The organism is Chthonobacter albigriseus (genome assembly GCF_013839445.1).
Taxonomy (GTDB): domain Bacteria; phylum Pseudomonadota; class Alphaproteobacteria; order Rhizobiales; family Pleomorphomonadaceae; genus Chthonobacter; species Chthonobacter albigriseus.
This window is the reverse complement of sequence record NZ_JACDIT010000004.1, coordinates 258,563-283,123: the sequence shown is the minus strand read 5'-3', so window position 1 is coordinate 283,123 and position 24,561 is coordinate 258,563. Positions and strand designations below refer to the sequence as shown.

Genomic DNA, 24,561 nt, shown 5'->3' with positions numbered 1-24,561 from the left:
AGAGGCCTCGGCTATCGAAGTCCAGGGTGTTCGTTCCGGAGGGAGACGTTGATGATGGCCTTGAGACCGGTGCTGGCCGCAGTCGCGCTGACCGCGATCGGGTTGCTCGCGAGCACACCCGGCCATGCGGCGGAACCCAAGCCCTTTGCGCAGATCGAAGCCGAGGCGCGGGGCGGGTCGGTGAACTTCTTCCTGTGGGGCGGCGACGAGCGGATCAATGCCTTCATCTCCGGACCCGTGGCCGAGGCGCTGGAACGGGACCACGGGATCACAGTCAACCGGGTGGGCGTGGCCGACACAGCCGAAGTGGTCAACCAGGTGCTGTCGGAAACGGAAGCTGGCGTCACGGACGCGGGCTCGGTGGATCTGGTCTGGATCAACGGCGAGAACTTCCGGACGCTGAAGGTAGGCGGCCTGGTGCTCTGCGGTTATGCGCGGGGGCTGCCCAATGCGGGGCTGGTCGACTGGGAGGATCCTTCGATCAGCACGGACTTCGGGACACCGGTCGACGACTGCGAGGTGCCGTGGAGCCGGGCCAACTTCGCGTTCGGGACAGACAGCGCGCGGGTCGCGACACCGCCGAAGACCATGGGCGCTCTCATCGACTGGATCCGGGCGAACCCGGGCCGGTTCGCTTATCCGGCGCCGCCCGACTTCAACGGCAGCGCCTTCATCCGGCAGTTGTTCATCCATGCGGCCGGCGGGCCGGACGCGGTTGCCGGGCCGTTCGATCAGGGCCGGTTCGACGCGATCGCCGAAAAAGCTTTTGGGCTGCTCGAGGCGTTGGAACCGTCGCTGTGGCGCGGCGGCGAGACCTATCCGACGTCGATCGCGCAGCTCAACCAGCTTTTCGCCAACGGAGAGGTGGACTTCACCTTCAACTACGAGCCGACCGTGTTCGGCGCGAATGTGGAGAACGGCACCTTCCCGCCGACAACCCGGTCGTTCACGCTGGACGACGGAACGCTTGCCAACACCAGCTACATCGCCATCCCCGCCAACGCCCGGAACCGGTCGGCGGCGATGGTGCTCGCCAACGCGCTGCTCTCGGTGGACCTGCAGTACGAGAAGGCGCGCCCGGACGTCTGGGGCATGGCGACGGTGCTCGACCTGGACAGGCTGACGCCGGCAGACGCCGACCGGTTCCGGGCCATCCCCCGGCACCCCGCGGTGGTCGCCCCCGAGCAACTGGCTGACGTCGCCATGCCCGAGCCGTCCGCGGCCTGGGTGACGGCGATCGAGGCGCGCTGGAAGGAGACGATCGGCCGGTGAGTTCGATCGGACCCGACGCCATGCCGGTCCGCGCCGCTTCGGTTCGGCGGATGGTCGCGCCGACCGTGGCGGTGCTCGGCCTGCTGTTCGGCGGGGGCCTGCTGCTGGCGGTGCTGCAGACGATCGGGGTGTCGCCGTTCGTGGGCCGGTTCGACGTGTCGTTGGCCGCCTACCGGCAGGTGGCGGGCTTGCCGGGGCTGTGGGCCTCCATCGTGCTGACGGTCTGGGTCGCGACAGCGTCGACGGTGCTGTCGCTGGGGATCGGGGTGTCCGCTGCGGTGGCGCTTCGGCGGCTGGCGGCGGACACCGTTCTCGGCCGGGCGACGCTGTTCCTGTTCCAGGCGAACCTGACGGTGCCGCACGTGGTGGCGGCGGTGGGGGCGGTGTGGCTGCTGTCGCAGTCCGGCCTGCTGGCACGGGCCGCGTTCGGCCTGGGGCTGATCTCGGGGCCGCAGGATTTTCCGGCGCTGGTCTACGACCGCGCGGCGATCGGGACGATTCTCGCCTATGTCTGGAAGGAGGTGCCGTTCGTGGGCGTGGTGACGCTGTCGCTGCTCGCCTCCGTGGGCGACCGGCCGGGCCAGACGGCACGCTCGCTGGGCGCGACGCGGTGGCAGGCGTTCCGGCATGTGACGCTGCCGCAGATCCGGCCGGGGCTGATCGCCTGCGGCACCATCATCTTCGCCTTCGCGCTGGGCACCTACGAAGTGCCGGCCCTGACCGGCGCCAGCCAGCCGAAGCTGCTGCCGGTGCTTGCCTACGAGATGTTCACCTCGCACACGCTGGCCGACCGGCCGGCCGCGGTCGCGCTGTCGCTGACGACGGCGGCGGCGGGGCTGGGGATGATCCTCGCTTGGCGCTCGCTGCTGACGGGAGCGCGGCGATGACGGCGATCTGGAGCATCGCCACACCGGTGGGCGACAAGCCGGCGACGGTTCCGTCCGCGGCGCCGACGAAGCGGCGGGCCGGCCTGCCGCTGCTGCTGCTGGTGGCGTGGCTCGTCGTGCCGCTGGTGCCGGTGGTGCTCTGGTCGGTGGCGCGGGGCTGGTTCTTCCCGGCGCTGCTTCCGGCCGAGATCAGCCTTGCGGCCTGGGCGCGCGCGTTCGCGAACGGCAGCGACGTCTGGCGCGCGCTCGGGACGTCCGTGGGTGTCTCGGCCGCGGCGGCGGCGCTGGGCATGCTGATCGGCGTGCCGGCGGGGCGGGCGCTGGGGATGCACGCCTTTCCGGGCAAGCGCTGGGTGGAGATGCTGGTGCTCGCGCCGATCCTGGTGCCGGGCCTCGGCGTGGCGATGGGGCTTCATGCGGTGATGATCCGGCTGGGCCTGACGGGCACGGCGGGCGGCGTCGTCCTGGTGTTCCTGGTTCCGGTGCTTCCCTATGTGGTGCTGATCTCGGCCAGCGTGTTCGCCACCCACGACCGGGCCTTCGAGGCGCAGGCGCGCGGGCTTGGAGCGTCGTCCTGGCAGACGCTGCGCCACGTGACGTTGCCGATGGTGGCGCCGGGGCTGTCGGTGGCGGCCGCCTTCGCGTTCCTGGTGGCCTGGAGCCAGTATGGACTGACGCTGCTGGTCGGCGGCGGGCGCGTGATCACGATGCCGCTGCTGCTCGGCCAATCGATCGCGGCGGGACGCAACGACCTCGCCGGCGTGGCGGCGGTGCTGACGATCCTGCCCGGGCTGGCGGTGCTGGTGCTGACATCCACGCTGCTCGGGCGGGGCGGGCGGCGATGAGCACGGTGGCGATCCGGTCGCTGACGAAGCGGTACGGCCCGGGCGGTGCACCGGCGGTCGACGGGTTCTCGCTCGACCTCGCGCCGGGATCGTTGACGGCGCTGGTGGGTCCGTCGGGGTGCGGGAAGTCAACGGTGCTGAAATGCCTCGCCGGGCTGGTCGACGCCGACGGGGGCGACGTGCTGATCGACGGATCGTCGGTTCTCGGGCTGCAGCCGGAGCGGCGCGGCGTGGTGCTGATGGGACAGGATCACCTGCTGTTCCCGCACCTGGACGTGGCCGGCAACGTCGGCTTCGGGCTGCGGATGCGCGGGGAGCCGGCCGGGAACATCGCCCGCCGCGTGGAGGAGATGCTGGCCCTGGTGCGGCTAGAAGGGTTCGGGCCGCGACGGCCGCACGCGCTGTCCGGCGGGCAGGCGCAGCGGGTGGCGTTGGCGCGGGCGCTGATCGTGAAGCCGCGCGTGCTGCTTCTGGACGAGCCGCTGACGAGCCTCGACCCGGAACTTCGCGAAGAGATGCGCGGGCTGATCCGGACCGTGCAGCGGGCCACCGCGACAACGACGCTGTTCGTGACGCACGACCGGGAGGAGGCGGTGTCCGTCGCTGACGGAGTGGCGCTGATGCTCGGCGGGCGGCTGGTGCAACATGGCGCGCCCGACGCCGTGTTCGAACGACCGGCGACGCGGGCGGCGGCCGCGTTCTTCGGCGCGAGCAACATCCTGGAGGGGCGCTTCGAGGGCGACCGGTTCGTGACGGCGGCCGGTACGCTGCGGCTCGCTGCCATCGGCGAGGGGAGCGCCACAGCGGTCGCGGCGCGACCGGAAGCACTGATCCTCGGCGCGCGGCCGGGCGCGGAGAACGGGCTGGATGGGCTGGTGCGGAGCGTCGGCTATCGCGGTACGCACACGCTGGTGGAGGTGGAGATCGGCGGGGGCGTGATGCTGACGGTGGCCGCGCCGGCGGCCTCGCATCGAAGCGTCGCGGTGGGCGACCGGGTCCGAATCGCGCTGCCTGCGGAGGCGCTGTGGCCGCTCAGCGGGTGAGCTGGTAGAGCGCGATGCCCGACGTGGTGGCAACGTTCAGGCTGTCGAATCCGCCGCTCATGTCGATCCGCACGGTTTGCGTGCCGTCGAGCACGGCGTCGGGGAGGCCGGGGCCCTCGGTGCCGAGGACGACGGCGAGCGGGCGCGTGCGATCGACCTCGTCCAGGCGGAGCATGCCGCGCGGAGTAAGGCCGAGCGGGAGATAGCCGGCGCCGCGCAGGCGGCCGACGAGATCCAGGCCGGAGCCCGCACGGGCGAAAGGGACCTTCAGCGCACCGCCCACGGAAACGCGGATGGCCTTGCGGTAGAGCGGGTCGCAGCAGGTGTCGTCGAGCAAGACCGCGCCGGCTCCGAAGGCGGCGGCGTTGCGGAAGATGCCGCCCATATTGTCGTGGTTGGCGATGCCGACGAGACCGACAACGAGCGGGGGCAGGGCAGCGAGGAGCCTGTCCGCATCCAGCGGCGGGCCGCGTTCGCCGAGCGCGATCAGCCCGCGATGGATGGGAAAGCCGACGATCGCGTTCATCAGGCTCTGGCCGGCGACGTAGATCGGGATGTCGCCGGCCCTGCCGAGCAGCGGAGCGAGGGCGGCGACGCGGTTCTCCGCGACCAGGATGGAGGATGCGCGGAAGCGGGCGTTGCCGAGCAGGACCGTGACCACCGTTTCACCCTCGGCGGCGAACCGGCCCTGGTGGCCGTTCATCAGGTCGCGGTCGCGGATGGCTAGATAGTCGGCGACGCGCGGATCGGCGGGGTCGTCGACGGGTTCGAAACGGGGCATCGGCTTGGACCTGGATTGCGGGGCGGCAAGCGGGCGACGGTGCTGCGGCGGGCTATGCCACGGCGGGGGCGAAGACGCCACTGGCGGCTGCCGGAATTTGGCCCCAATCTTCGATCGCATTCTAGGCGATGAGATCGGGAGGCTTGGATGCCGGTGTGGGACAGAGTGATCGGCGTGGCGGCGGGACTGGCCGGCGCGGCCGGGGTGGCGGCCTCCGCGGCCGGGGCCCACGCCTACTCGGGAACGAACGTGGATACGGCGGGGAAGATGCTGCTGGTGCACGCGGCGGCCCTGCTGGCGCTGTCGATCCCGTCGCGAGCCTCGACGCGGATGCGGCAGATCGCGGCGCTGGTGATGGCGGTGGGGATCACCCTGTTCGCCGGCGACCTGCTGCTGCGATCGATCCACGCGACCGTGCTGTTTCCGATGGCGGCGCCGTTCGGCGGACTGCTGCTGATCGCCAGTTGGCTGATCGCCGCGGTGGGCGCAATGGCCGGGCGGGGGCAGGGGTAGGCGATGCTTTGCATTCGGGACTGATTCCGTGCCGCGGTGTCGGCCTGGGCTTCCCGCCCGGTTAAGAAAAAACCGCCAGTTTCCGCTGATCCGTGCCTGAAAAACGACTCGATCCGCGAGATATTTTTCAATTGTGATTGCTTTTTCGGCCTGCGAACACTAAGTTAAGTCCTGTTCGAACATTAGCTCGTCGTCGATCGGCCTTCACGGCTTCTTTCCTGACATCGCTGAATTCGGATGAAGCGGGGCTTTCCGGCCCCGCGCAATACGCATTCGTGCGTCTATATGGAGGCCAAAATGGCTACTGGCATTGTCAAGTTCTTCAACGGTCAAAAGGGCTTCGGCTTCATCACGCAGGACGCCGGCGGGCCGGACGTGTTCGTTCACGTCTCCGCAGTCGAGCGCTCCGGCATGCGCGGCCTCGTCGAGGGCCAGAAGGTTTCCTACGACGTCGAGGCGGACCGCCGCACCGGCCGTTCGGCCGCGACGAACCTTCAGGACGCGTAAGGCTTCCAGCCGACGCATCCTTCGGGGCCGGATCCGTCCGGCCCCGCTGAGGCCGCTCCGGCGGCCGATTTCTTCCGCGAGGTGACGAATGGCCCGCAAGCCGACCGCCAGGAAGGATTTCGTCCTGTTCGACGTGATCTACCAGGATGGCACTCAGCGTTCGAACCGTCGCGTGCCCGGCGATCTTCTCGCCGGCCTTGATGGCGACACGCCCGCCCGCGCGTTCCTGGAAGACCAGGACAAGGGCATCGCAGACCAGTCCGGCCTGCCGCCGCTCCGGATCCAGTCCGTCCGGCGTTCGCGGACGACCTGACGGCCGGACCAGCCGGTCCGAAGCGGTCGCCGACTGCGACCGGACGCGGCCAGACAGAGGAGTCCCACGATGCCGACACCCTTTGACATCGGACAGTGCGTTCGGATCAGCGGTTCCTATCCGGCGACCGTGAGCGGCGACTTTGTCGTGCTGCGCCGGAACGAGATCGACAGCAGCGAGCCCAACTACCTCCTGGAGAGCGTGGCGGATCACAAGCTTCGCCGCGAGCCGCATTCCAGGTTGTCCGCCGTGACGGACGCCCCCGCCGAATCGCGCTGATCGGATCGCTCGTCGCCGTGTGGCGGGCCCTTCGCAACGCCGAGCATGAGGACGAGACCCATGAAGATTCTAGACATGCTGCCGCACCTGGATGCCGATGCGCTGGCGACCGTCCACATCAACGCGACGCGGCTGGTGAGCGGCGGCAGCAAGAAACAACAGGAGCAGGCACTGACGGCGTTGCCCCTGATCGAAGCCGAGCAGGCGCGCCGCGCCGAACTCGGGCCGGTCAAGAAGGTCGCCAAGCCGAAGGTCGCAAAGACCGAGACCAAGAAGAAGGCCGTCAAGGGCGTGTCCAAGCGCGACATGAGCGAAGTTCACGACGACGACGACGACTGATATTCGGCTCTTGACGCCTCGAACATCCGTGCTGGCCCGCCTTGGCGGGCCATTTGCGTTTCCGGGCCGCCCGCTCAATCCCTCATGGCGACGTAGCGGCCGGGCGCGTCCTCGATCGGGTTGAAGCGGCCGCCGCCGATCTTGCGCGGCTTCACCTTGGCGGGATCGAGGGATTCGACCCAGGCGTGCCAATGGGGCCACCAGGAGCCGGCGTGCTCCTCGGCCTTGGCGATCCAATCCTTGAGCGATCCTTCCGCAGGACCGCCGGTCCAGAACTGGTACTTCTTACGCGTGGGATGGTTGATGACGCCCGCGATGTGGCCGGAGCCGGCGAGCACGAACTGGACCGGCCCTCCGAACAGGCTGGAGCCCAGGAACACGGACTGCGGCGGGGCGATGTGATCCTCGCGGGTGGCGAGGTTGTAGATGGGCGTCGTCACCTTCTTCAGGTCGAGCTTGACGCCGGCCACCACCATCTCGCCTTTGGCCAAGTTGTTTTCCAGGTAGCAGTTGCGCAGGTAGAAGGAGTGGTTCGCCGCCGGCATCCGGGTGGAATCGGAGTTCCAGAACAGGAGGTCGAAGGGGAACGGCTCCTTGCCGCGCATGTAGTTGTTGACGAAGTAGGGCCAGATCAGGTCGTTGGCGCGCAGCGAGTTGAACGCGGCGGCCATCTTGCGGCCCTCCAGATAGCCGCGCTCGCTCATCTGCTCTTCCAGAAGACTGATCTGTTCCTCGTCGACGAAGACCTTGAGGTCCCCTGCATTCTGGAAATCGACCTGGGTGGTGAAAAGGGTCGCGCTCTTGATCCGGTCGTCCCCGGTCGCGGCGGCATAGGCCAGCGTGACAGCCAGCAGCGTGCCGCCGACGCAATAGCCGATGGTGTTGACCTCGCGGACCTTGGTGATCTTCTCGATGACGTCGAGGCTCTCGAAGATGCCTTCGCGCATGTAGTGCTCGAAGCTCTTCGCCGCGAGCCGCTCGTCCGGGTTGACCCAGGAGATGACGAAGACGGTGTGGCCCTGGTCGACCGCCCACTTGATGAAGGATTTTTCGGGGGTAAGGTCGAGGATATAGAACTTGTTGATCCAGGGCGGGACGATGAGCAGCGGGCGCTTCAGCACCTCGCCGGTTGTCGCCTCGTACTGGATCAGCTGGCAGACGTCGTTCTCGAAAACCACCTTGCCGGGGGTCAGGGCAAGGTTGACGCCGACGCGGAACTTCGACAGGTCCGACTGGCGGATGCGCAGCTCGCCGCCGCCGGCCTTGATGTCCTCGGCCAGCATGCGCATGCCGCGGACGAGGTTCTCGCCGTTCGAGGCGGCCGTCTCGCGCAGCAGCTCGGGGTTGGTCAGCACGAAGTTGGACGGGGAAAGCGCGGCGGCGATCTGCTTCATGTAGAAGTCCGCCTTGTGGCGGGTGTGATCGTCGAGGCCCCCGGCTTCCTCGACCAGGTCCTGCGCCCAGCGCGTGGAAATCAGGTAGAACTGCTTCAGGACGTCGTAGAACTGGTTCTCGCGCCACTCCGGATCCTGGAAGCGCTTGTCGCCGGTGTCCGGCTCCGCGACGGCGTGCGAGGGCTCGCCCATCGCCCGGCGCATCGACTGCGACCAGAGATCCATGTAGCCGCTGACGAGGCGAGACTGGGCCTCCACATAGCGCTGGGGATCGCGGGTCCACCAATCGCCGACCTTGGCCAGCGTCTTGACGACCTCGGCCATCTCGTCGGCGAGGAGGGTCTTGGCCTCGCCCTTTTCGCGCGGCTCCACATAGGCCGCGGCAGCCTTCCCGAAGTTCTCCACGATCGCAGCGAGATTGTGGGCGAAGGCTTCGGGATTGTTGATGATGTAGCGCAGAAGTGGCGTTTCCCCCGAGGTCTTCTCGGTATCGGTCATCGGCTCGTTCCCCGGGCTCTACCGTCAGATGGCATGATAGGCCGGAAAGGACAATGCGGGGAATCCACTTCGTCGGTTGGACAGGGGTATTTTAGTCGGGGGTGGTGCGCGCGACGCCGCGCGGGGGCGCGGCCGGGGACCGAGGCCGCCGGCCACCAGGCCTTGTGAGGGCTAAGGCCCGGTCAAGCTGCCGCGGCGGATCGGCGGCGCGACCAGAAGGCAAAGCCGGCGACGATGGCGAGAGCCGGCAGGCCGAGGCCGAGTTCGGGGCCGGGGACGGGCGTTACCGCGCTGATGCTGAGGTTGCCACCTTCCAGGATGATCGATGTCAAAGAGAATTGTTTTAGAAGATAATCTACCTGTTGGGCGTCGAATACCTTTCCCGTAAGTAATGAAGTGATTTCGCTGCCACTGCTGACAGAATTATTAATAGAATTATATGATTGAAAGGAAAATTTCGGATATCGGTTTCCTAAACCGAGAATTATACCGATAAATGTGCTTGTATCAAAAACATCTGCAAATATAAATATTCCTGAACTAGCGTTCTCGTAGGTGTACCTTCTGATATTTGGATCGAAAGTGAACGGTGTGTTGCTCACGTCCTCCCAAATCCAGGTTTCTGTAAAGCTTTCGCCAAGTTTGTAACCGCCAGCTTCTTGAAGTGCTTGAGTAGGGAACCCGCCTCTTATTTCCTTAACGTTTCCGGTAATCTTGAATTCCAGATCCGTCGCCTCCGCGGCGCTCGAAGCCGCCAAGAGAACGGCCAACGCCAATCCAATCTTTTTCATTCGAAACCCCCAGTTAGATGAATTCTTCCAATCAGGCGTAATCCTGACAGGGGTACCGATAGCTGCGCATACCGCAAACTGGGGGTGCGGCTGCACAGATTTCGTACAAGTCTCTGCTTCTAAACTGGATTTCTGATCGCGAGGCCGGCGGAAGCGGCGTTCGATCACCATCAGGCAGGGACCGGATGCGCCGGGAGTTATTTTTCGGATCGCGAGAGACGATGGGGAATCGCGTTTGCAGGGCACACACCGCGGCAACACCCCCTTGTCTATCCGCCATCGCGACCGGCGCGTCATCAGGGCTGCTTCGATCCGCTCAGCCGGCTTGATTCGCACGCGGCTTCTGCCAATCTCCATCGGATCCATCCAGCATTAACGATGCGGTTACGGTCGCCGGCCGAGGATCGGGCCACATGTTTTCGCGAAGGGCGTCTTCCATGAGTGCGCGCGTCAGAAGGGCGGTCCTTTGGCCGTTGTCGGGTTTGGTCGCTGCGACTGTCGGGCTTTCCGCCTGCGCGAGCGGGCCGGCCGATTTTGCGGACCTCAGCCGGCCTGCGGCCGATCCGGCCGCGGAGATCGTGAAGAGCGAGCCGCAGCAGGCCGCGCTGGCGGAGGAACTCGCCGCGGCGGGGACGCGCCAGGCATCGGCCGGCAAAGCCGGCGACAACGGGCTTTCGTCGGCGATGGCGCTGGCGGTGATCCGTCAGCAGCAGATGGAAGAGGCCCGCAAGCTGCTCGACGGCGTCAGCAGCTTCCCGGAGCCGCCTGTGGCCGCTGCGCCGGAGTGCGATCCGACCGTGGATCCGGCCTGTCCGCCAGTGGCAACCGCCCCGGCGCAGTAGCGGCAGCCAATCCACACCAGGTCTTGTTTGACGGCGCGAGGCCGAGCTCAGCCCGATCGTGCTCCGGCTAGGACAATGTCGCGCAGGTCCGGCCCGATTGCCGATTTAAGGTCGCGCCGGTTCGGTGCTACAAGCATAACCCCCCGCTTGGTCGGAGCGGGGCGATTTCATCCGGCCATCCTCAGGGCCAGATCCCAGGACGAGAACCATGAGCAACGACGAGTTCCACAAGATCAAGCGGCTTCCGCCTTACGTCTTCGAGCAGGTCAACCGGCTGAAGGCGAGCGCGCGAGCAGCGGGTGCGGACATCGTCGACCTCGGCATGGGCAACCCGGACCTGCCGACCCCCAAGCACATCGTCGACAAGCTGATCGAGACCGTGCAGCGGCCCGATACGCACGGCTATTCTGCTTCCCGTGGTATCGCGGGGCTCCGGCGGGCGCAGGCGGCCTACTACGGCCGCCGGTTCGGCGTGAAGCTCGACCCGAACACGCAAGTGGTGGCGACGCTCGGCTCCAAGGAAGGCTTCGCCAACATGGCGCAGGCGATCACCGCGCCGGGCGACGTGGTGCTCTGCCCGAACCCGAGCTATCCGATCCACGCCTTCGGCTTCCTGATGGTGGGCGGGGTGATCCGCTCGATCCCGACGACGCCGGGTCCGGAGTTCTTCCACGCGCTGGAGCGGGCGGTGATCCACTCGATCCCGAAGCCGATCGCGATGGTGCTCTGCTACCCCTCCAACCCGACGGCCGAGGTGGTGGAGCTCGATTTCTACAAGGACGTGATCGCCTTCGCGCGCAAGCACGGGGTGTTCGTGCTGTCGGACCTCGCCTACTCGGAGATCTACTTCGACGGCGTGCCGCCGCCCTCCATTCTGCAGGTGCCGAACGCGATGGACGTGGCCGTGGAGTTCACCTCCATGTCCAAGACGTTCTCGATGGCCGGCTGGCGCATGGGGTTCGCGGTCGGCAACGAGCGGCTGATCGCAGCGCTTTCGCGGGTGAAGAGCTACCTGGACTATGGGGCGTTCACGCCGATCCAGGTGGCGGCCGCGGCTGCGCTGAACGCGCCAGATGCCGACAAGCACATTGACGACGTGCGCCAGACCTACAAGCGCCGCCGCGACGTGCTGGTGGAGAGCTTCGGGCGCGCCGGCTGGACGATCCCGGCGCCGGCGGCCTCGATGTTCGCCTGGGCGCCGCTGCCGGAGAAGTTCAAGCCGCTGGGCAGCCTGGAATTCTCCAAGCTCCTGATCGAGAAGGCGGACGTGGCGGTGGCGCCGGGCATCGGCTTCGGCGAGCACGGCGACGATTTCGTGCGCATCGCGCTGGTGGAGAACGAGCAGCGCATCCGCCAGGCGGCGCGCAACCTGCGCAAGTTCATGGACGGCGCCGACGAGACGCTGCACAACGTGATCCCGCTCAGGGCCTGAGGGCGGCGGTTCGACTGCCAAGCCTGCGTTGAAGCGTTTCCCTCTTTGCCTCGCGCCGTCCGCCTGATAAGGCACGGCGCGAGCCTTTTCCTTGCGTCTTCCAAGCGAGACCAGACATGTCGAAACCGCTTCGGCTGGGTATTGCCGGCCTCGGCACCGTGGGTGCGTCCGTTCTCCGGATCGTCAAGAGCAAGCCGGAGATGCTGGCCGCAAGAGCCGGCCGGCCGGTGGTAGTGACGGCGGTTTCGGCCCGCGACCGGACGCGGGATCGCGGCGTGGACATGACAGGGATCGCCTGGCACGACGATCCGGTGGCGCTGGCGGCGGACCCGTCAGTGGACGTGGTGGTGGAGCTGATCGGCGGCGCGTCCGGGCCGGCCGAGGCGGTGGTGCGCAAGGCGCTCAGCCTGGGGAAGCCGGTGGTGACCGCCAACAAGGCGCTGCTCGCCCGGCACGGCGTGGAACTCGGCCTGCTGGCGGAGGAGGCGGGCGTGCCGCTCGCCTTCGAGGCGGCGGTGGCCGGCGGCATCCCGGTCATCAAGACGCTGCGCGAGAGCCTCTCTGCGAACACGGTGACGCGCGTCTACGGAATCCTCAACGGCACCTGCAACTACATGCTGACGCGAATGGAAAAGGAGAACCTCTCCTACGACGTCTGCCTGGCGGAAGCGCAGCGGCTCGGCTACGCGGAGGCCGACCCGACCTTCGACGTGGAGGGCTTCGACACCGCCCACAAGCTGGCGATCCTGGTCAGCCTGTCGTTCGGCGTGGAGATCGACGCGGACGCGATCTACGTGGAGGGTATCTCCGCCATCACGCCCGCCGACATCGAGGCGGCGGACGAACTGGGCTACCGGATCAAGCTGCTCGGAATCGCGCGGCGGACGGCGAGCGGGATCGAGGCGCGCGTGCATCCGACGATGGTGCCGAAGGCATCGGCCGTGGCGCGGATCGACGGCGTGCTCAACGCGGTGGCGCTCGACGGCGACACGGTGGGCGAGATCGTGCTGGTCGGCCCGGGCGCCGGCGGCGGGCCGACGGCGTCATCCGTGATGGCCGACGTGGTGGACGTGGCGCGCGGCGGGGTGGTGCCGGTGTTCGGCAAGCCGATGCGCGAGCTGGAGCCCTATCGCAAGGCGGAGATCCAGGCGCACGAAGGCGGCTACTACGTGCGGCTCGCCGTCTACGACCGGCCGGGGGCCTTCGCCGCGATCGCGGGGCGGATGGCCGAGCAGGGCATCTCGCTGGAAAGCATCGTGCAGCGTCGGCGCGCGCCGCGCAGCGAGGTAGAGGGTACGCCGCAGCCGGTGGATCCGCAGCCGGTGGTGATGATCACCTATGCTACCAGCGAGGCGGCGATGCGGCAGGCGCTGGAGGCGATCAAGGCGGACGGGCATATCGCGTCCGCGCCGCGGGTGATCCGGATCGAGCAGCTGTAAGCCGGGCGGATAGGGCAAACGGTGACCGTTGGGCCTCGCACCGACGCCGCCGATCGCGGCTGGTCTCCCCGCAGACCGGCTTCGGACGCCTCGACATTAAGCTTACTGCATCGAACTGCCGTCGTTTAACCGTGTTTCGGTCGGATAGACCCGAAAGTCGGATGGACATCCGACCCGCCAAGCGGTTTCCGTTTGGTGACGGATGGGGGCATTCCCAGGGGGAATCTGATGTTGGTCAAGACCGGCAATTCGCTCGATCGCATTCTGACGCTGGAACTCGTCCGCGTCACCGAGCGGGCCGCAGTGGCCGCCGCACGCCTGCGCGGCCGCGGGGACGAGAAGGCCGCCGACCAGGCCGCCGTCGACGCGATGCGGCGCGAGCTCAACCAGTTGCCGATCCACGGAACGGTGGTGATCGGCGAGGGCGAGCGCGACGAGGCGCCGATGCTCTACATCGGCGAGGAGGTGGGGCAGGGTAAGGGCCCCAAGGTCGACATCGCGCTCGACCCGCTTGAAGGCACCACGATCTGCGCCAAGAACCTGCCGAACTCGCTTGCGGTGATCGCCATCGCCGAGCAGGGCGGGCTGCTCAACGCGCCCGACGTCTACATGGAGAAGATCGCGATCGGCCCCGGCTATCCGCAGGGGATCGTCGACCTCGACGCGACACCGCAGGAGAACATCCGCGCTATGGCGGCGGCCAAAGGCGTGCCGATCAACGAGGTGACGGCGTGCATCCTCGACCGGCCGCGCCACGCGCGCCTGATCGAGGAGGTGCGTGCGACCGGCGCCGCCATCCGCCTGATCGGCGACGGCGACGTGGCCGGCGTGATCCACACGACCGAACCCGACGAGACCGGCATCGACATCTATCTCGGCATCGGCGGGGCGCCGGAAGGCGTGCTGGCGGCGGCAGCGCTGCGCTGCATCGGCGGCCAGATGCAAGGGCGGCTGGTCATCAACCGCGACGAGCAGATCCAGCGGGCCAACCGCATGGGCATCGCCGACGTACGCAAGAAGTACACCATGGAGGACATGGCGCAGGGCGACGTGCTCTTCGCCGCCACCGGCGTGACGGACGGCAACCTCCTCCACGGCGTGAAGTTCTCGCGTGGGGACCGGGTGACGACGCACACGGTGGTGATGCGCTCGTCCACAGGCACGGTGCGCTGGATCAAGGCCTCGCATACGGACATGACGAAGTTCGAAGCGAACTGAGGGGCGCAATCCAGCGGTGAAGTTCTGGGCTGTACTCATCTGACGTAGAAAGTACTCGCCTCTCGGTTGAGCTCGTCGTATCCTGCTACCGCGGCAACGGCGCGGGGGCGGGCAATGTCGACTCTATCGAAACGCATCGTTTTTCTGTTGGTGTTCGGGCTGGCGGCTGTTCTGGTGCTGCTGCTGGCCCATAGTGGTGAGTGTCTGACGAGCCCGAAGACAGTCCCGGAGCTTGCGACGCCCTACGGCTGGATCAATGCGCTTCCGCGGGGAACCTGTTCGGTTCTGGCGGTGGCTTCCTCCGCGCCGGTGCTGAAGGCGCTCGCCGCGTTCCTCATTCCGCTTACCTTCATTGTGGCGCTGCATGTCATCCGGCTTCGGCGGCTGCTGATGATCAGCGACTACGAGGATATTTTCCGAAGCCTGAACGGTCAGGGTCAGGCCGGTGCTGATAAAGCGAACGGCGGCGCAAACGCCCAGCCGAAGCCACCGCGCAATCCCTCGCTCGAGTTCGTCCGGTCCAAGTATCTGGCTGACCTGCCGAAGGTTGCGCATGGGCCGAACAGCAACGACCGGGTCTATCCGTACTCGGCCTGGACAGTCATCGACCAGGAGCCGCCGACGTCCGTGAACCGGGCGAAACGGATGGATCTGGTGGGGGCGGTGCAGGAGCTCAGCGTCTGGGCCGTTCCGCAGACCTATTCGCTTCTGGCGTCAGCGGTGGGGTTCATGGTGGTCCTCTACTTCGGGTTCTCGCTGCTGGCAGCCTGTCTCGGTCAGGCGGGGATGACGACCTGCGGGGTCTCCTGCACGCTCGCGCTCCGGGTTGCAGCGCTGGCGAAAACGAGCACGGACGCCACGGCGGTCACCCAGTTCGAGGCCAATGTGCTGACCGTCGCCAGCCTCGCCTTCCTGGGTGGGCTGGTGGCTTCGCTCCGGCTCTTCGTGCGCGCAATGCTGGTCTTCGACCTGAACCCTGGCACCTTCCTGCGCATGGCGATCGAGACGGTGGCGTCGGTGGTGACGACGCTGGTGCTCTTCGCCGCGTTTCCAAACCCGTTGGCAATTCCGGCCAACGTCCTCGACGGGCTCGCGGGGAATGCGGCGGACGCCGAACAGGCACTGGCCGGGGCGCTTCACTGGTTGTGGTATCTGTTGGCCTTCGGGTTCGGCCTGCTGCCGGACTCCGCGGGTCGCTTCCTGCTGGTGAAGCTTCACCCGCGACTGAAGCTCTTCAAGCTCGACGACGACCGTTTTCAGGAGATCACGCCGGTCGCGCCGCTCGATGTGATCGACGGCATCGACTACTTCACCCGGTTCCGGCTGGAGGAGGCGGGCATCACGGACGTGCAGAACCTGGCGACCTACAACCCGATCATGCTGCACATCGAGACGCCCTACGGCATCTACCAGGTGATCGACTGGGTGGCCCAAGCGCAGCTCTGCTCGGTGGTGGGCATCGAACGGTTCCTGGTGCTGCGCCAGATCAACATCCGCACCATTTTCGACCTGGAGCGGGCGGTGATCTGGACGGAGGGACCCAGCATCTTCGACGACGTGCTCGGCTCGATCCTCCTGTCCACCCCGCAGCAGCTGCGGCGGTGGGAGGAGATCTCCAAGAGCCGCCTGCCGATGGTCCGGCCGTCCGCATCGGGCGGAACCGTGTCGGGCGACGCGCCCGCGTCGGAATTCATGGAATGGGTGCGAACAGGGCTGTTCGCCAGCGAAAGAGCGCCGACCGGTCAGCCGAAAGACCCCGTGGCGGATCCTCAACAGACGACGGTGCAACCCGCAACGACGGCCAAGCCGATCGAGCATCTGGTCCGCCTGATCAGCGACGATCTCCACGTCCGACGGCTCCGCGTGATCTGGCGCGACATCGCAACGACGCTGGGGGAGGAGTCCTTGTCGCTGGAGAAAAAGTAAACGACCTGATCCGACTGGCGCGCCACGGTTGGACGGGATAGGAGCGGGACGGACTCGCTTCCGCCCCGTTCAGCGACCACACTACCGCCATGCTCGCCACCACTCGATTCGACAGTCCCGTTCCGGCCGATACGTCTCCCCGTCCCGTGCTCGGGGTGCACGCCTCCGTCACGGCGCGGCGGTGGCAGGATCGGGTTGGGGAGGGGCGCGCGGCGGTGGTGCAGGCGATCGCGCAGCGGCACGGGCTGCCGGAGGTGGTGGCGCGGGTGCTGGCGGGGCGGGATGTCGGGTGCGACGACGCGCCGGCCTATTTGGAGCCGAGCCTGAAGACGCTGATGCCGGATCCCTCCGTGCTGACGGCGATGGACATGGCGGCGGCGCGGGTCGCCGATGCGGTGGAGCGCGGCGAGCGCGTCGCGATCTTCGGCGACTACGACGTGGACGGGGCGACCTCGTCGGCGCTTCTCGGCCGGTTCCTGCGCGACCAGGGACTGGAGCCTACCGTCTACATCCCCGACCGGCTGATCGACGGATACGGGCCGAATCCGCGCGTCATCGGCGAACTTGCCGCCGGCGGGGCGACGCTCCTGGTGACGCTCGACTGCGGGACGCAGAGCTTCGAGGCGTTCGAGGCGGCGGCGCGCGCGGGCCTGCAGGTGGTGACGTTCGACCATCACCAGACGGGTGTGGAGCTGCCGCCGACGGTGGCGCTGGTCAATCCGAACCGGCAGGACGACCTTTCCGGGCTCGGGCACCTCGCCGCCGTCGGGGTGACGTTCCTCGGCGTGGTGGCGATCAACCGGGAACTCCGGCGCCGGGGCTGGTACCGCCGCCGCGGCGTGGCCGAGCCGGATCTGCTGGCGCTGCTCGATCTGGTCGCGCTCGGCACGGTGTGCGACGTGGTTCCGCTGATCGGCCTCAATCGGGCTTTGGTGGTGAAAGGGCTGACCGCGATGCGTGCGCGGCAGAACCGTGGGCTTGCAGCGCTTGGCGACGTGGTGCGGCTGTCCGGGCCACCGACCTGTCATCACCTGGGCTACCTGCTCGGACCGCGCATCAATGCTGGCGGGCGGATCGGCGACGCGGCGCTCGGCGCGCGACTGCTCATGTCGACCGATGCGGTGGAAGCCGGGCGGATCGCGATGGAGCTCGACCGGCTCAACCGCGAGCGACAAACGCTGGAAAGCGAGGCGCTCGACGCCGCGGAGGCGATGGTAGCCGGACTGCTGGCGACCGCGGATCCCGCCGTCATTACGGCCGCTTCGGTGGATTGGCATCCGGGCATCGTGGGGCTTGTCGCGGCGCGGCTGAAGGAACGGCACAACCGGCCGGCGTTCGCGATCGCGCTCAACGGAGACGGCACCGGTACCGGGTCCGGCCGCTCGATCCCGGGGGTGGACCTCGGGCTGGTGGTGCGAGCTGCGGTGGCGGACGGACTGCTGATCAAGGGCGGCGGGCACGCGATGGCCGCGGGGCTGACCATCGCGGAGACACGAATCGAAGCTTTCCGCGCGTTTGTGGACGAGCGCGTGCGGTCCGGCGTGGCGGCGGCGCGGGAGAACGACCAGCTGTTCGTGGACGGCGCGGTGACCGCCGGCGGGGCCACGGTGTCGCTGGTGGAGACGATTGACCGGGCCGGTCCGTTCGGGGCCGGGCAGCCGGATCCCGTGTTCGTGCTGCCGGCGCACCGGGTCGCCTATGCGGAGGTGGTCGGCAACGGGCACGTGCGGGTTAGCCTCGCCGGCACAGACGGGACGAAGATCAAGGGCATGGCGTTCCGGGCGGCGGGGCAGCCGCTCGGCGACTTCCTGACGTCGCCGGCCGCGCGCGAACGGCCGGTGCATGTGGCCGGCGTGCTGGGGCTCGACCATTGGCAGGGCGAGCCGAAGGTGCAGTTGCGGGTGCTCGACGCCGCGGATCCGGGCAAGGCGCGCGCCTGAAACGGCGCAGCAAACGGTTGACCATCAACCAATTGCCGGGCCGTCACGCTTCCGCCATGGCCACTCGGCACCTTTACCCACGCAAAAGGCGCGCATACGATCCTCGCCGACAAGGCGGGACCGTCGGGGTTTCAAGGTGCCGCCGCTGGGAGGCTTTTGGCCATGATCAGGAATGCCTTCACCCGCTTCATCGGGGCGTCGCTGCTCGCAGCCGTGCTGGCCGGACCGGCCGTCGCACAGGAGCGCAGCGCGATCGTGTCGGAGAACTCCGACTACTTCGGGCGCGACTACCAGACGCTGAAGGACGTCGACGTCTCCGATTGCGAGGCGGCCTGCGTGGCGGATCGCCAGTGCAAGGCGTTCACCTACAACAACAAGGCCCGCTGGTGCTTCATGAAGGCGGAGTTCGGCGATCTCCGCTCCTTCGTCGGCGCGACGTCGGGGCGGATCGTGGAAGGCGTCGCCTACGACCCGAACCTCGCCGACGAGCGCCTGGCCGAGCTCGACTTCGTGCCGCAGGACATCATCGACGCGGCGCGGCGGCTGGTCGGCGACCTCGAGCAGATCGCCGTGTCGGGCACGCTGGACGACAACGTCGGCGCCGCGGCGACGGCGGCAGGCACGGGCGATTGGGTCTCGGCCGCGACAGGTTACAAGGCCGCGCTGCGGATGGCGCCGGAGCGGTTCGACCTTTGGGAGGCGCTGGCCTCGGCGAACCTGCAGGTGCAGAGCGACGACTGGTCGGTGCGCGACCGCGCGCAGAACGAGGCGACGGAGGCGGCAGTGAACGCCTATCTCCGCGCTACGGACGAGGCTTCGCAGGCCCGCGCGCTGAACCTGATGCGCGACGCCTTCGCCAAGCGCGAACTCTGGAAGCTCGCGATCAAGACCGGGCGGGCAAGCTTGGCACTGGTGGAGGATCCGCAGGTGCAAGCGGTGCTCGATCAGACGATTGCCGAGCACGGGTTCCGGATCATTGAGAACACGGTGGATACCCAGTCGGCGGAGCCGCGGATCTGCGTGACCTTCTCCGACGAGATCGCCAAGGACGATCCGAACATCACCGACTTCGTGACGGTCGCCGGCGGCGAGAAGCTCTCCATCGAGGCCGAGGACACGCAGATCTGTGCGTCGGGGGTCGACTACGGCCAGCGCTACACGGTCACCGTGCGGCAGGGCCTGCCGGCCAAGGACGGCGAGGAGACGCTGGTCAAGACGGTGGAGGTGGAAAGCTATATCCGCGACCGCGACCAGCAGGTGCGCTTCGTGGGCAAGGCCTACGTCCTCCCGAAGGGCGGCGACGCGACCATTCCGGTGGTGACGGTCAACGTGGCCGAGATCGAAGCGCAGGTGGTCCGGATCGGCGACCGCAGCCTCGTGCAGGCGATCGGCGAAGGACCGTTCCTGCGGCAGATGGGCAGCTGGGAGGCGAGCGACATCGCGGACCGGCGAGGCGAGCTCGTCTGGAATGGCATCGTGGAGGTGAAGGGCGACCTCAACCGCGACGTGACGACCGCCATTCCGGTGGGCGAGGTGGTCAAGGACCTGAAGCCGGGCGTCTATGCGATGACGGCGGCCTCCAAGACCCGTCAGAACGACTGGGGCGAGCAGGCGACACAGTGGTTCGTGGTGACCGATCTCGGGCTCTCGTCGCTGTCCGGCAACGACGGGCTGCACGCGGTAGTGCGGTCGCTGTCGAGCGCCGGCCCGGTGGCGGGCGCGACGCTGAAGCTGATCGCGACCAATAATGAGGTGCTGGGCACGGCGACGACGGACGCGGACGGCTACGCCCGCTTCGACGCCGGGCTGATCAAGGGCGACGGCGGCAACGCGCCGGCGCTGATCACGGCGGCGGGCGGGGAGGGCGACTTCTCGTTCCTGGACCTGAAGAAGGCGGCCTTCGATCTGACCGACCGCGGCGTGGAGGGGCGGACCTCGCCGCCGCCGGTGGACGTGTTCATGACGACCGAGCGCGGGGTCTACCGGCCGGGCGAAACCGTCCACGTGACGACGCTCGCACGCGACGCCAAAGCAGTGGCGACGGCGGACATCGCACTGACGCTGACGGTCTCGCGGCCCGACGGCGTGGAGTTCTCGCGGACCCTTGTGGACGACGAGGGCGCCGGCGGGCGCGACAGCCTGTTCCCGCTGCCGGACGGCGCGATGCGCGGCACCTGGCGGCTGGCCGCCTACACCGACCCGGAAGGCGCGGCGATCGCCGAGACGACCTTCCTGGTGGAGGACTTCCAGCCCGAACGGATCGCCTTCAAGCTGCAGACCGAAGCGACCGAGCTGGAGCCCGGCACCAACGCCGAGGCGAACCTCACGGCGAACTGGCTCTACGGCGCACCGGCTGCGAACCTCTCCATCGAGGGCGAGGTCTACGTCACCAAGGCGGACGGTATCCCAAGCGCGCCGGGGTTCAGCTTCGGCCTGCGCGACGACAGCTTCGAGCCGGTGGCCGAGCCGGTTTCGGCCGACCCGACCGACGAGGAGGGCAACGCGGTCGTGACGCTGGCGCCGCCGGAGCTGGCCGACACGACGCTGCCGCTGAAGGCGGCGGTGCACGTGCGCGTGCTCGACAGCAACGGGCGGCCGGTGGAGCGCAAGCTGTCGCTGCCGGTCGGCGACGGGCGTACCCGGATCGGCGTCGACCCGCTTTTCGACGGCAGCGTCGACGAGGGCGGCAACGCCAGCTTCGACGTGATCGCGCTTGGCGCGGACGGCAGCCGGCAGGAAGCCAAGGGGCTCAAGTGGGTGCTCTCCAAGGTCAACTCGAACTGGCAGTGGTATTCGCTCGACGGCTCCTGGAACTACCAGGTCGTCAAGTCGCGCCAGCGGGTCGCCAACGGCGAGATCGACATTGCCGCCGACGGCAAGGCGCGGATCGAGGCCGCGGTGGAGTGGGGCGAGTACGAACTCGCCGTCGAGGACCCGGACGCGCAGGCGATCCCGGTGAGCTACGGCTTCGAAGCAGGCTGGTACCTGCCGCCCAGCGCTGAGGAGACGCCTGACCTCCTGAAGGTGTCGCTCGACAAGCCGCGCTATGCGATCGGCGATACGCTGAAGGCGCGGCTGGAGCCGCGCTATCCCGGTGTGGCGCTGATCCGCGTGGTGGACGACCGGCTGATCACGATGAAGACCGTCGAGGTGCCTGAAGGCGGCGCCACGGTGGAGCTGCCGGTGACGGCGGAGTGGGGCCCCGGCGCCTACGTGACCGCGACGCTGCTCCGGCCGATGGACATCGAGGCGAAGCGGATGCCGGCGCGGGCGCTCGGCCTGCAATGGGCGACCGTGGACCCGGGCGACCGGCAGCTCGACGTGTCGATCGCGGCGCCGGCGCAGCAGCGGCCGCGGACGACGCTTCCGATCGAGGTGGCGCTCGCCAACGTCGCACCGGGCGACGAGGCCTTCGTGACGATCGCGGCCGTCGACCTCGGCATCCTCAACCTCACCCAGTTCGAACCGCCGGCGCCGGAGGCGTGGTACTTCGGCCAGCGCGAGCTCGGCATGGAGATGCGCGACATCTACGGCCAGCTGATCGACCGGATGCTCGGCACCCGCGGAACGGTGCGGACAGGCGGCGACGGCTCCGGGCTTTCGCGGCTAGAAGGCACGCCGCCGACCGAGCAGCTGGTGGCCTTCTTCCAGGGCGTGACCAAGGTGGACGCGGACGGCAAGGTGCGGGCCTCGTTCAACATTCCCGACTTCAACGGCACCGTTCGGGTGATGGCGATCGCCTGGTCGAAGACGGCCGTCGGGCATGCTTCGGCCGACGTGCTGGTGCGCGACCCCGTGGTGATGGCGGCGGCGCTGCCGAACTTCCTGGCGCCGGGCGACCGCTCGCGCCTGAAGCTGGACCTGACCCACGTGGAAGGTCCGGCGGGTGCGATGGAGCTGGAGGTGAGCGCGGCCGGCACGCTGGTGTCCGTCGACGGTGCCAAGGCGAAGCAGTCGCTGACGCTGACCGAAAAAGGCTCGGCGGAAGTGCTGGTCCCGATCGAGGCTTCGGCGGTGGGCGACGAGACGCTGACCGTGACGCTGAAGACCCCGGATGGAACGGTGCTGACGAAGACGCTGACCGTTCCGGTGCGGGCGAACGAGCCGGAGGTGTTCCGGCAGACGGAGGTGTCGCTGGCACCGTCGGTCGGTTCGCTGGATCTGACGCCTGATCTCTTCGCCGACTTCGTGCCGGGAACGGCGCGGGCGACGGTCACCGTGGGCGGCGTCGCCGGCCTCGACCTGCCGGGCATCGTGGCGGCTCTCGACAAGTACCCCTACGGCTGCTCGGAGCAGATCACCAGCCGCGCGTTGCCGCTGGTCTATCTCGACGAGGTGGTGCTCGCCGCGGGCCTCACCGGCGAGACGCCGGTGCGCGAACGGGTGCAGAAGGCGATCGAGCAGGTGCTGGTGAACCAGGCCTCCAACGGCAGTTTCGGCCTCTGGGGACCGGGCTCGGAGGACCTCTGGCTCGACGCCTACATCACCGACTTCATGACGCGCGCCAAGGAGAAGGGCTACACTGTGTCGCCGGTGAGCTTCGAGCTGGCGGTGACCAACCTGAAGAACAAGGTGGCCTACGCGTCCGACTTCACGAGCGGCGGCGAGGCGATCGCCTACGCCCTCTACGTGCTGGCGCGCAATGGCGAGGCGGCCATTGGCGACCTGCGCTACTACGCGGAGACCAAGCTGGACGCCTTCACGACCCCGCTGGGGCGGGCCCAGCTGGGGGCGGCGCTGGCGCTCTACGGCGATGTCGATCGGGCGGGCTCGGTTTTCCGCTCGGCGACAGACCTGCTGGCGACGTCGCCGGAAGCGGTGGTGTACCGGGCCGACTACGGATCCGACCTGCGCGACGGGGCGGCGATCCTGACGCTCGCATCCGAGGCGAAGGTGAGGGACGTGGACCTCGACGCGCTGACCACCGCCGTCCGGCGGCTGGAGAAGGCGGATCCCTACGCCAGCACGCAGGAGCAGGCGTGGATGCTGCTCGCGGCCAACGCCCTGCTCGCCGATGGGCGGGAAAGCGAGGTGGCGGTGAACGGAACGGTGCGCAAGGGGCTGTTCACCGAACGCTACGACGTTGCCGCGCTCGGCGCCGGCGTGGCGCTGCAGAACCGGGGCAGCCAGCCGGTGGACGCCCGAGTGACGGTGACGGGCGTTCCGGCGACGCCGGAAGCGGCGGGCGGGAACGGCTACGCGATCACGCGGGTCTACTACGACCTGGAGGGCAACGAGGTAAACCTGGAAGCCGTGCCGCTGGGTGAGCGACTGGTGGCCGTGCTGACCGTGACCTCGACCGCGCCGGCAGCCGCCCGGCTGATGATCGACGACCCACTGCCGGCGGGGCTGGCCATTGACAACCCGAATCTGGTCTCGGCAGGCGACGTGGCGCTGCTCGACTGGCTGCAACTCGACACCAAGCCGGCACGCACGGAGTTCCGGGCGGACCGCTTCGTGGCTGCGGTGGACCAGTACGCCACCAACGCGACGGAGTTCCAGCTGGCCTACATGGTCCGCGCCGTGGCGCCGGGGCGGTTCGCCCATCCGGCGGCGACGGTGACGGACATGTACCGGCCGGAGCTGCGCGGGAGGACGGGATCGGGCCGGGTGGAGGTCGTCGGGCCGGTTCAGTAAACGCCTGCGCCGTAGGGCCGTTGAGAACAGAAGGCGTCTGGAGCGATCCGGGCGCCTTTTTCGCGTCGCCGTTCACCATCGACCGATCGTGCATTCTGCAAAAAGTATTTTCTGTCAGAGACTTGGATCCGTTCACTTCTCGTCAACCATGCGTTCCTGGTGAGGCGCCGTTAGCGTTGACATCGGAATAAAAGAAGAACAAAGTAGAACCATAACGAGATTGGAGGCAGTCATGAGCACGACGGCGGAGCACCTGGTCCCGGTTGAAGGATGGCGGCACTCGTGGGGCGCGGCGGCATTGCCAAGGCCCCATGCCGATGCTCGGCGTCGATTGGCCAGTTTGCGCCCGGCGCCCGTACCGGGTCGGGCGCCCATGTCCCTGCGGGGCGCCGAGCCGCGTTCGGCACCGGTCGGCGAGGCATTCACCGTTCGGGATTTCATCGTGCCTGTGCACCTGCGGCTCGCAGAGACGCTCGCGCAGGCGGCGATCGTCCGCGATGTGGCTGCGTTCGGGGCCGTGATCCTGTTCGGCACAATGCTGGCGCTTGTGCTCGGCGGCGACCCGATGCTGTGAAGGTTGCCTGTTGAGAACCGCGCGCAGCCGGTTGAGCAGGAGGGCCGGGCGGGCCAAGGTGCCCGGACCGGCGGACGCGAGATGCGGGGGC

Annotated in this window: 20 protein-coding genes; 17 read left to right on the top strand and 3 right to left on the bottom strand. The window is 68.0% G+C overall.

Annotation, left to right across the window (positions count from 1 at the left end; genetic code table 11):
* The first annotated feature begins 51 nt into the window (after nt 1-51).
* Genes HZ321_RS13580 through HZ321_RS13565 form a run of 4 tightly spaced genes read left to right on the top strand, consistent with a single transcriptional unit; the run spans nt 52 to nt 4,047 of the window.
* A complete protein-coding gene (locus tag HZ321_RS13580; protein ID WP_206682783.1) occupies nt 52-1,272 on the top strand; it encodes an ABC transporter substrate-binding protein in 1,221 nt (406 codons plus the stop codon).
* On the top strand, nt 1,269-2,159 hold the full coding sequence (locus HZ321_RS13575; RefSeq protein ID WP_181702891.1) for an ABC transporter permease subunit: 891 nt from the start codon (nt 1,269-1,271) through the stop codon (nt 2,157-2,159). Before HZ321_RS13580 ends, HZ321_RS13575 begins: the two co-directional genes overlap by 4 nt.
* A complete protein-coding gene (locus tag HZ321_RS13570) occupies nt 2,156-3,004 on the top strand; it encodes an ABC transporter permease (protein ID WP_181702890.1) in 849 nt (282 codons plus the stop codon). The genes HZ321_RS13575 and HZ321_RS13570 overlap by 4 nt, the downstream gene beginning before the upstream one ends.
* Nucleotides 3,001-4,047, top strand: a complete 1,047-nt coding sequence (locus HZ321_RS13565; RefSeq protein WP_181702889.1) for an ABC transporter ATP-binding protein — start codon at nt 3,001-3,003, stop codon at nt 4,045-4,047. Before HZ321_RS13570 ends, HZ321_RS13565 begins: the two co-directional genes overlap by 4 nt.
* Here HZ321_RS13565 and HZ321_RS13560 read toward each other — a convergent pair.
* Nucleotides 4,037-4,828 carry a TrmH family RNA methyltransferase gene (locus HZ321_RS13560; RefSeq protein WP_181702888.1) on the bottom strand — a complete coding sequence of 264 codons (792 nt, stop codon included), beginning with the start codon at nt 4,826-4,828 and terminating at the stop codon, nt 4,037-4,039. The genes HZ321_RS13565 and HZ321_RS13560 overlap by 11 nt on opposite strands.
* A gap of 147 nt (nt 4,829-4,975) precedes the next feature.
* Here HZ321_RS13560 and HZ321_RS13555 point away from each other — a divergent pair, with 147 nt between their 5' ends.
* From HZ321_RS13555 to HZ321_RS13535, 5 genes are all read left to right on the top strand, one after another.
* On the top strand, nt 4,976-5,341 hold the full coding sequence (locus HZ321_RS13555) for a DUF423 domain-containing protein (protein ID WP_181702887.1): 366 nt from the start codon (nt 4,976-4,978) through the stop codon (nt 5,339-5,341).
* 297 nt (nt 5,342-5,638) lie between these two features.
* Entirely contained in the window at nt 5,639-5,848 is a 210-nt protein-coding gene (locus HZ321_RS13550) for a cold-shock protein (protein ID WP_181702886.1), read from the top strand.
* 88 nt (nt 5,849-5,936) lie between these two features.
* Nucleotides 5,937-6,161, top strand: coding sequence for a hypothetical protein (locus HZ321_RS13545; protein ID WP_181702885.1), 225 nt, complete (start codon nt 5,937-5,939; stop codon nt 6,159-6,161).
* A 69-nt stretch (nt 6,162-6,230) separates the two neighbouring features.
* Nucleotides 6,231-6,440, top strand: coding sequence for a hypothetical protein (locus HZ321_RS13540; protein ID WP_181702884.1), 210 nt, complete (start codon nt 6,231-6,233; stop codon nt 6,438-6,440).
* Between the two features lie 60 nt (nt 6,441-6,500).
* A complete protein-coding gene (locus HZ321_RS13535; RefSeq protein ID WP_181702883.1) occupies nt 6,501-6,779 on the top strand; it encodes a hypothetical protein in 279 nt (92 codons plus the stop codon).
* 74 nt (nt 6,780-6,853) lie between these two features.
* Here the strand turns inward: HZ321_RS13535 and phaC are convergent, their stop codons facing one another.
* Both phaC and HZ321_RS13525 read right to left on the bottom strand, forming a co-directional pair.
* Nucleotides 6,854-8,671 carry a class I poly(R)-hydroxyalkanoic acid synthase gene (phaC, locus tag HZ321_RS13530; RefSeq protein WP_181702882.1) on the bottom strand — a complete coding sequence of 606 codons (1,818 nt, stop codon included), beginning with the start codon at nt 8,669-8,671 and terminating at the stop codon, nt 6,854-6,856.
* A 182-nt stretch (nt 8,672-8,853) separates the two neighbouring features.
* Complete coding sequence (locus HZ321_RS13525) at nt 8,854-9,633, bottom strand: hypothetical protein (RefSeq protein WP_181702881.1); 780 nt, start codon at nt 9,631-9,633, stop codon at nt 8,854-8,856.
* A 302-nt stretch (nt 9,634-9,935) separates the two neighbouring features.
* On the opposite strand from HZ321_RS13525, the gene HZ321_RS13520 reads away from it, so the two are divergent.
* From HZ321_RS13520 to HZ321_RS13485, 8 genes are all read left to right on the top strand, one after another.
* Nucleotides 9,936-10,304, top strand: a complete 369-nt coding sequence (locus tag HZ321_RS13520) for a hypothetical protein (protein WP_181702880.1) — start codon at nt 9,936-9,938, stop codon at nt 10,302-10,304.
* Between the two features lie 208 nt (nt 10,305-10,512).
* Nucleotides 10,513-11,736, top strand: coding sequence for an LL-diaminopimelate aminotransferase (locus tag HZ321_RS13515; protein WP_181702879.1), 1,224 nt, complete (start codon nt 10,513-10,515; stop codon nt 11,734-11,736).
* A gap of 116 nt (nt 11,737-11,852) precedes the next feature.
* Nucleotides 11,853-13,175 (top strand): homoserine dehydrogenase, encoded by a 1,323-nt coding sequence (locus HZ321_RS13510; protein WP_181702878.1) that lies wholly within the window; start codon nt 11,853-11,855, stop codon nt 13,173-13,175.
* A gap of 228 nt (nt 13,176-13,403) precedes the next feature.
* Nucleotides 13,404-14,393, top strand: a complete 990-nt coding sequence (gene glpX / locus HZ321_RS13505) for a class II fructose-bisphosphatase (RefSeq protein WP_181702877.1) — start codon at nt 13,404-13,406, stop codon at nt 14,391-14,393.
* A 114-nt stretch (nt 14,394-14,507) separates the two neighbouring features.
* Nucleotides 14,508-16,319, top strand: a complete 1,812-nt coding sequence (locus tag HZ321_RS13500) for a hypothetical protein (RefSeq protein ID WP_181702876.1) — start codon at nt 14,508-14,510, stop codon at nt 16,317-16,319.
* Between the two features lie 89 nt (nt 16,320-16,408).
* On the top strand, nt 16,409-18,259 hold the full coding sequence (gene recJ, locus HZ321_RS13495; protein WP_181702875.1) for a single-stranded-DNA-specific exonuclease RecJ: 1,851 nt from the start codon (nt 16,409-16,411) through the stop codon (nt 18,257-18,259).
* A gap of 162 nt (nt 18,260-18,421) precedes the next feature.
* On the top strand, nt 18,422-23,896 hold the full coding sequence (locus HZ321_RS13490; protein ID WP_181702874.1) for an alpha-2-macroglobulin family protein: 5,475 nt from the start codon (nt 18,422-18,424) through the stop codon (nt 23,894-23,896).
* Between the two features lie 373 nt (nt 23,897-24,269).
* A complete protein-coding gene (locus HZ321_RS13485) occupies nt 24,270-24,470 on the top strand; it encodes a hypothetical protein (RefSeq protein ID WP_181702873.1) in 201 nt (66 codons plus the stop codon).
* Nucleotides 24,471-24,561: the final 91 nt, after the last annotated feature.

Bases quoted from the DNA above. Each gene is read 5' to 3' on its own strand.
- HZ321_RS13580 (WP_206682783.1), top strand. From the start codon at position 52: ATGATGGCCTTGAGACCGGTGCTGGCCGCAGTCGCGCTGACCGCGATC.
- HZ321_RS13570 (WP_181702890.1), top strand. From the start codon at position 2,156: ATGACGGCGATCTGGAGCATCGCCACACCGGTGGGCGACAAGCCGGCG.
- HZ321_RS13565 (WP_181702889.1), top strand. From the start codon at position 3,001: ATGAGCACGGTGGCGATCCGGTCGCTGACGAAGCGGTACGGCCCGGGC.
- HZ321_RS13560 (WP_181702888.1), bottom strand. From the start codon at position 4,828: ATGCCCCGTTTCGAACCCGTCGACGACCCCGCCGATCCGCGCGTCGCC.
- HZ321_RS13555 (WP_181702887.1), top strand. From the start codon at position 4,976: ATGCCGGTGTGGGACAGAGTGATCGGCGTGGCGGCGGGACTGGCCGGC.
- HZ321_RS13550 (WP_181702886.1), top strand. From the start codon at position 5,639: ATGGCTACTGGCATTGTCAAGTTCTTCAACGGTCAAAAGGGCTTCGGC.
- HZ321_RS13545 (WP_181702885.1), top strand. From the start codon at position 5,937: ATGGCCCGCAAGCCGACCGCCAGGAAGGATTTCGTCCTGTTCGACGTG.
- HZ321_RS13540 (WP_181702884.1), top strand. From the start codon at position 6,231: ATGCCGACACCCTTTGACATCGGACAGTGCGTTCGGATCAGCGGTTCC.
- HZ321_RS13535 (WP_181702883.1), top strand. From the start codon at position 6,501: ATGAAGATTCTAGACATGCTGCCGCACCTGGATGCCGATGCGCTGGCG.
- phaC (WP_181702882.1), bottom strand. From the start codon at position 8,671: ATGACCGATACCGAGAAGACCTCGGGGGAAACGCCACTTCTGCGCTAC.
- HZ321_RS13525 (WP_181702881.1), bottom strand. From the start codon at position 9,633: ATGGTGATCGAACGCCGCTTCCGCCGGCCTCGCGATCAGAAATCCAGT.
- HZ321_RS13515 (WP_181702879.1), top strand. From the start codon at position 10,513: ATGAGCAACGACGAGTTCCACAAGATCAAGCGGCTTCCGCCTTACGTC.
- HZ321_RS13510 (WP_181702878.1), top strand. From the start codon at position 11,853: ATGTCGAAACCGCTTCGGCTGGGTATTGCCGGCCTCGGCACCGTGGGT.
- glpX (WP_181702877.1), top strand. From the start codon at position 13,404: ATGTTGGTCAAGACCGGCAATTCGCTCGATCGCATTCTGACGCTGGAA.
- HZ321_RS13500 (WP_181702876.1), top strand. From the start codon at position 14,508: ATGTCGACTCTATCGAAACGCATCGTTTTTCTGTTGGTGTTCGGGCTG.
- recJ (WP_181702875.1), top strand. From the start codon at position 16,409: ATGCTCGCCACCACTCGATTCGACAGTCCCGTTCCGGCCGATACGTCT.
- HZ321_RS13490 (WP_181702874.1), top strand. From the start codon at position 18,422: ATGATCAGGAATGCCTTCACCCGCTTCATCGGGGCGTCGCTGCTCGCA.
- HZ321_RS13485 (WP_181702873.1), top strand. From the start codon at position 24,270: ATGTCCCTGCGGGGCGCCGAGCCGCGTTCGGCACCGGTCGGCGAGGCA.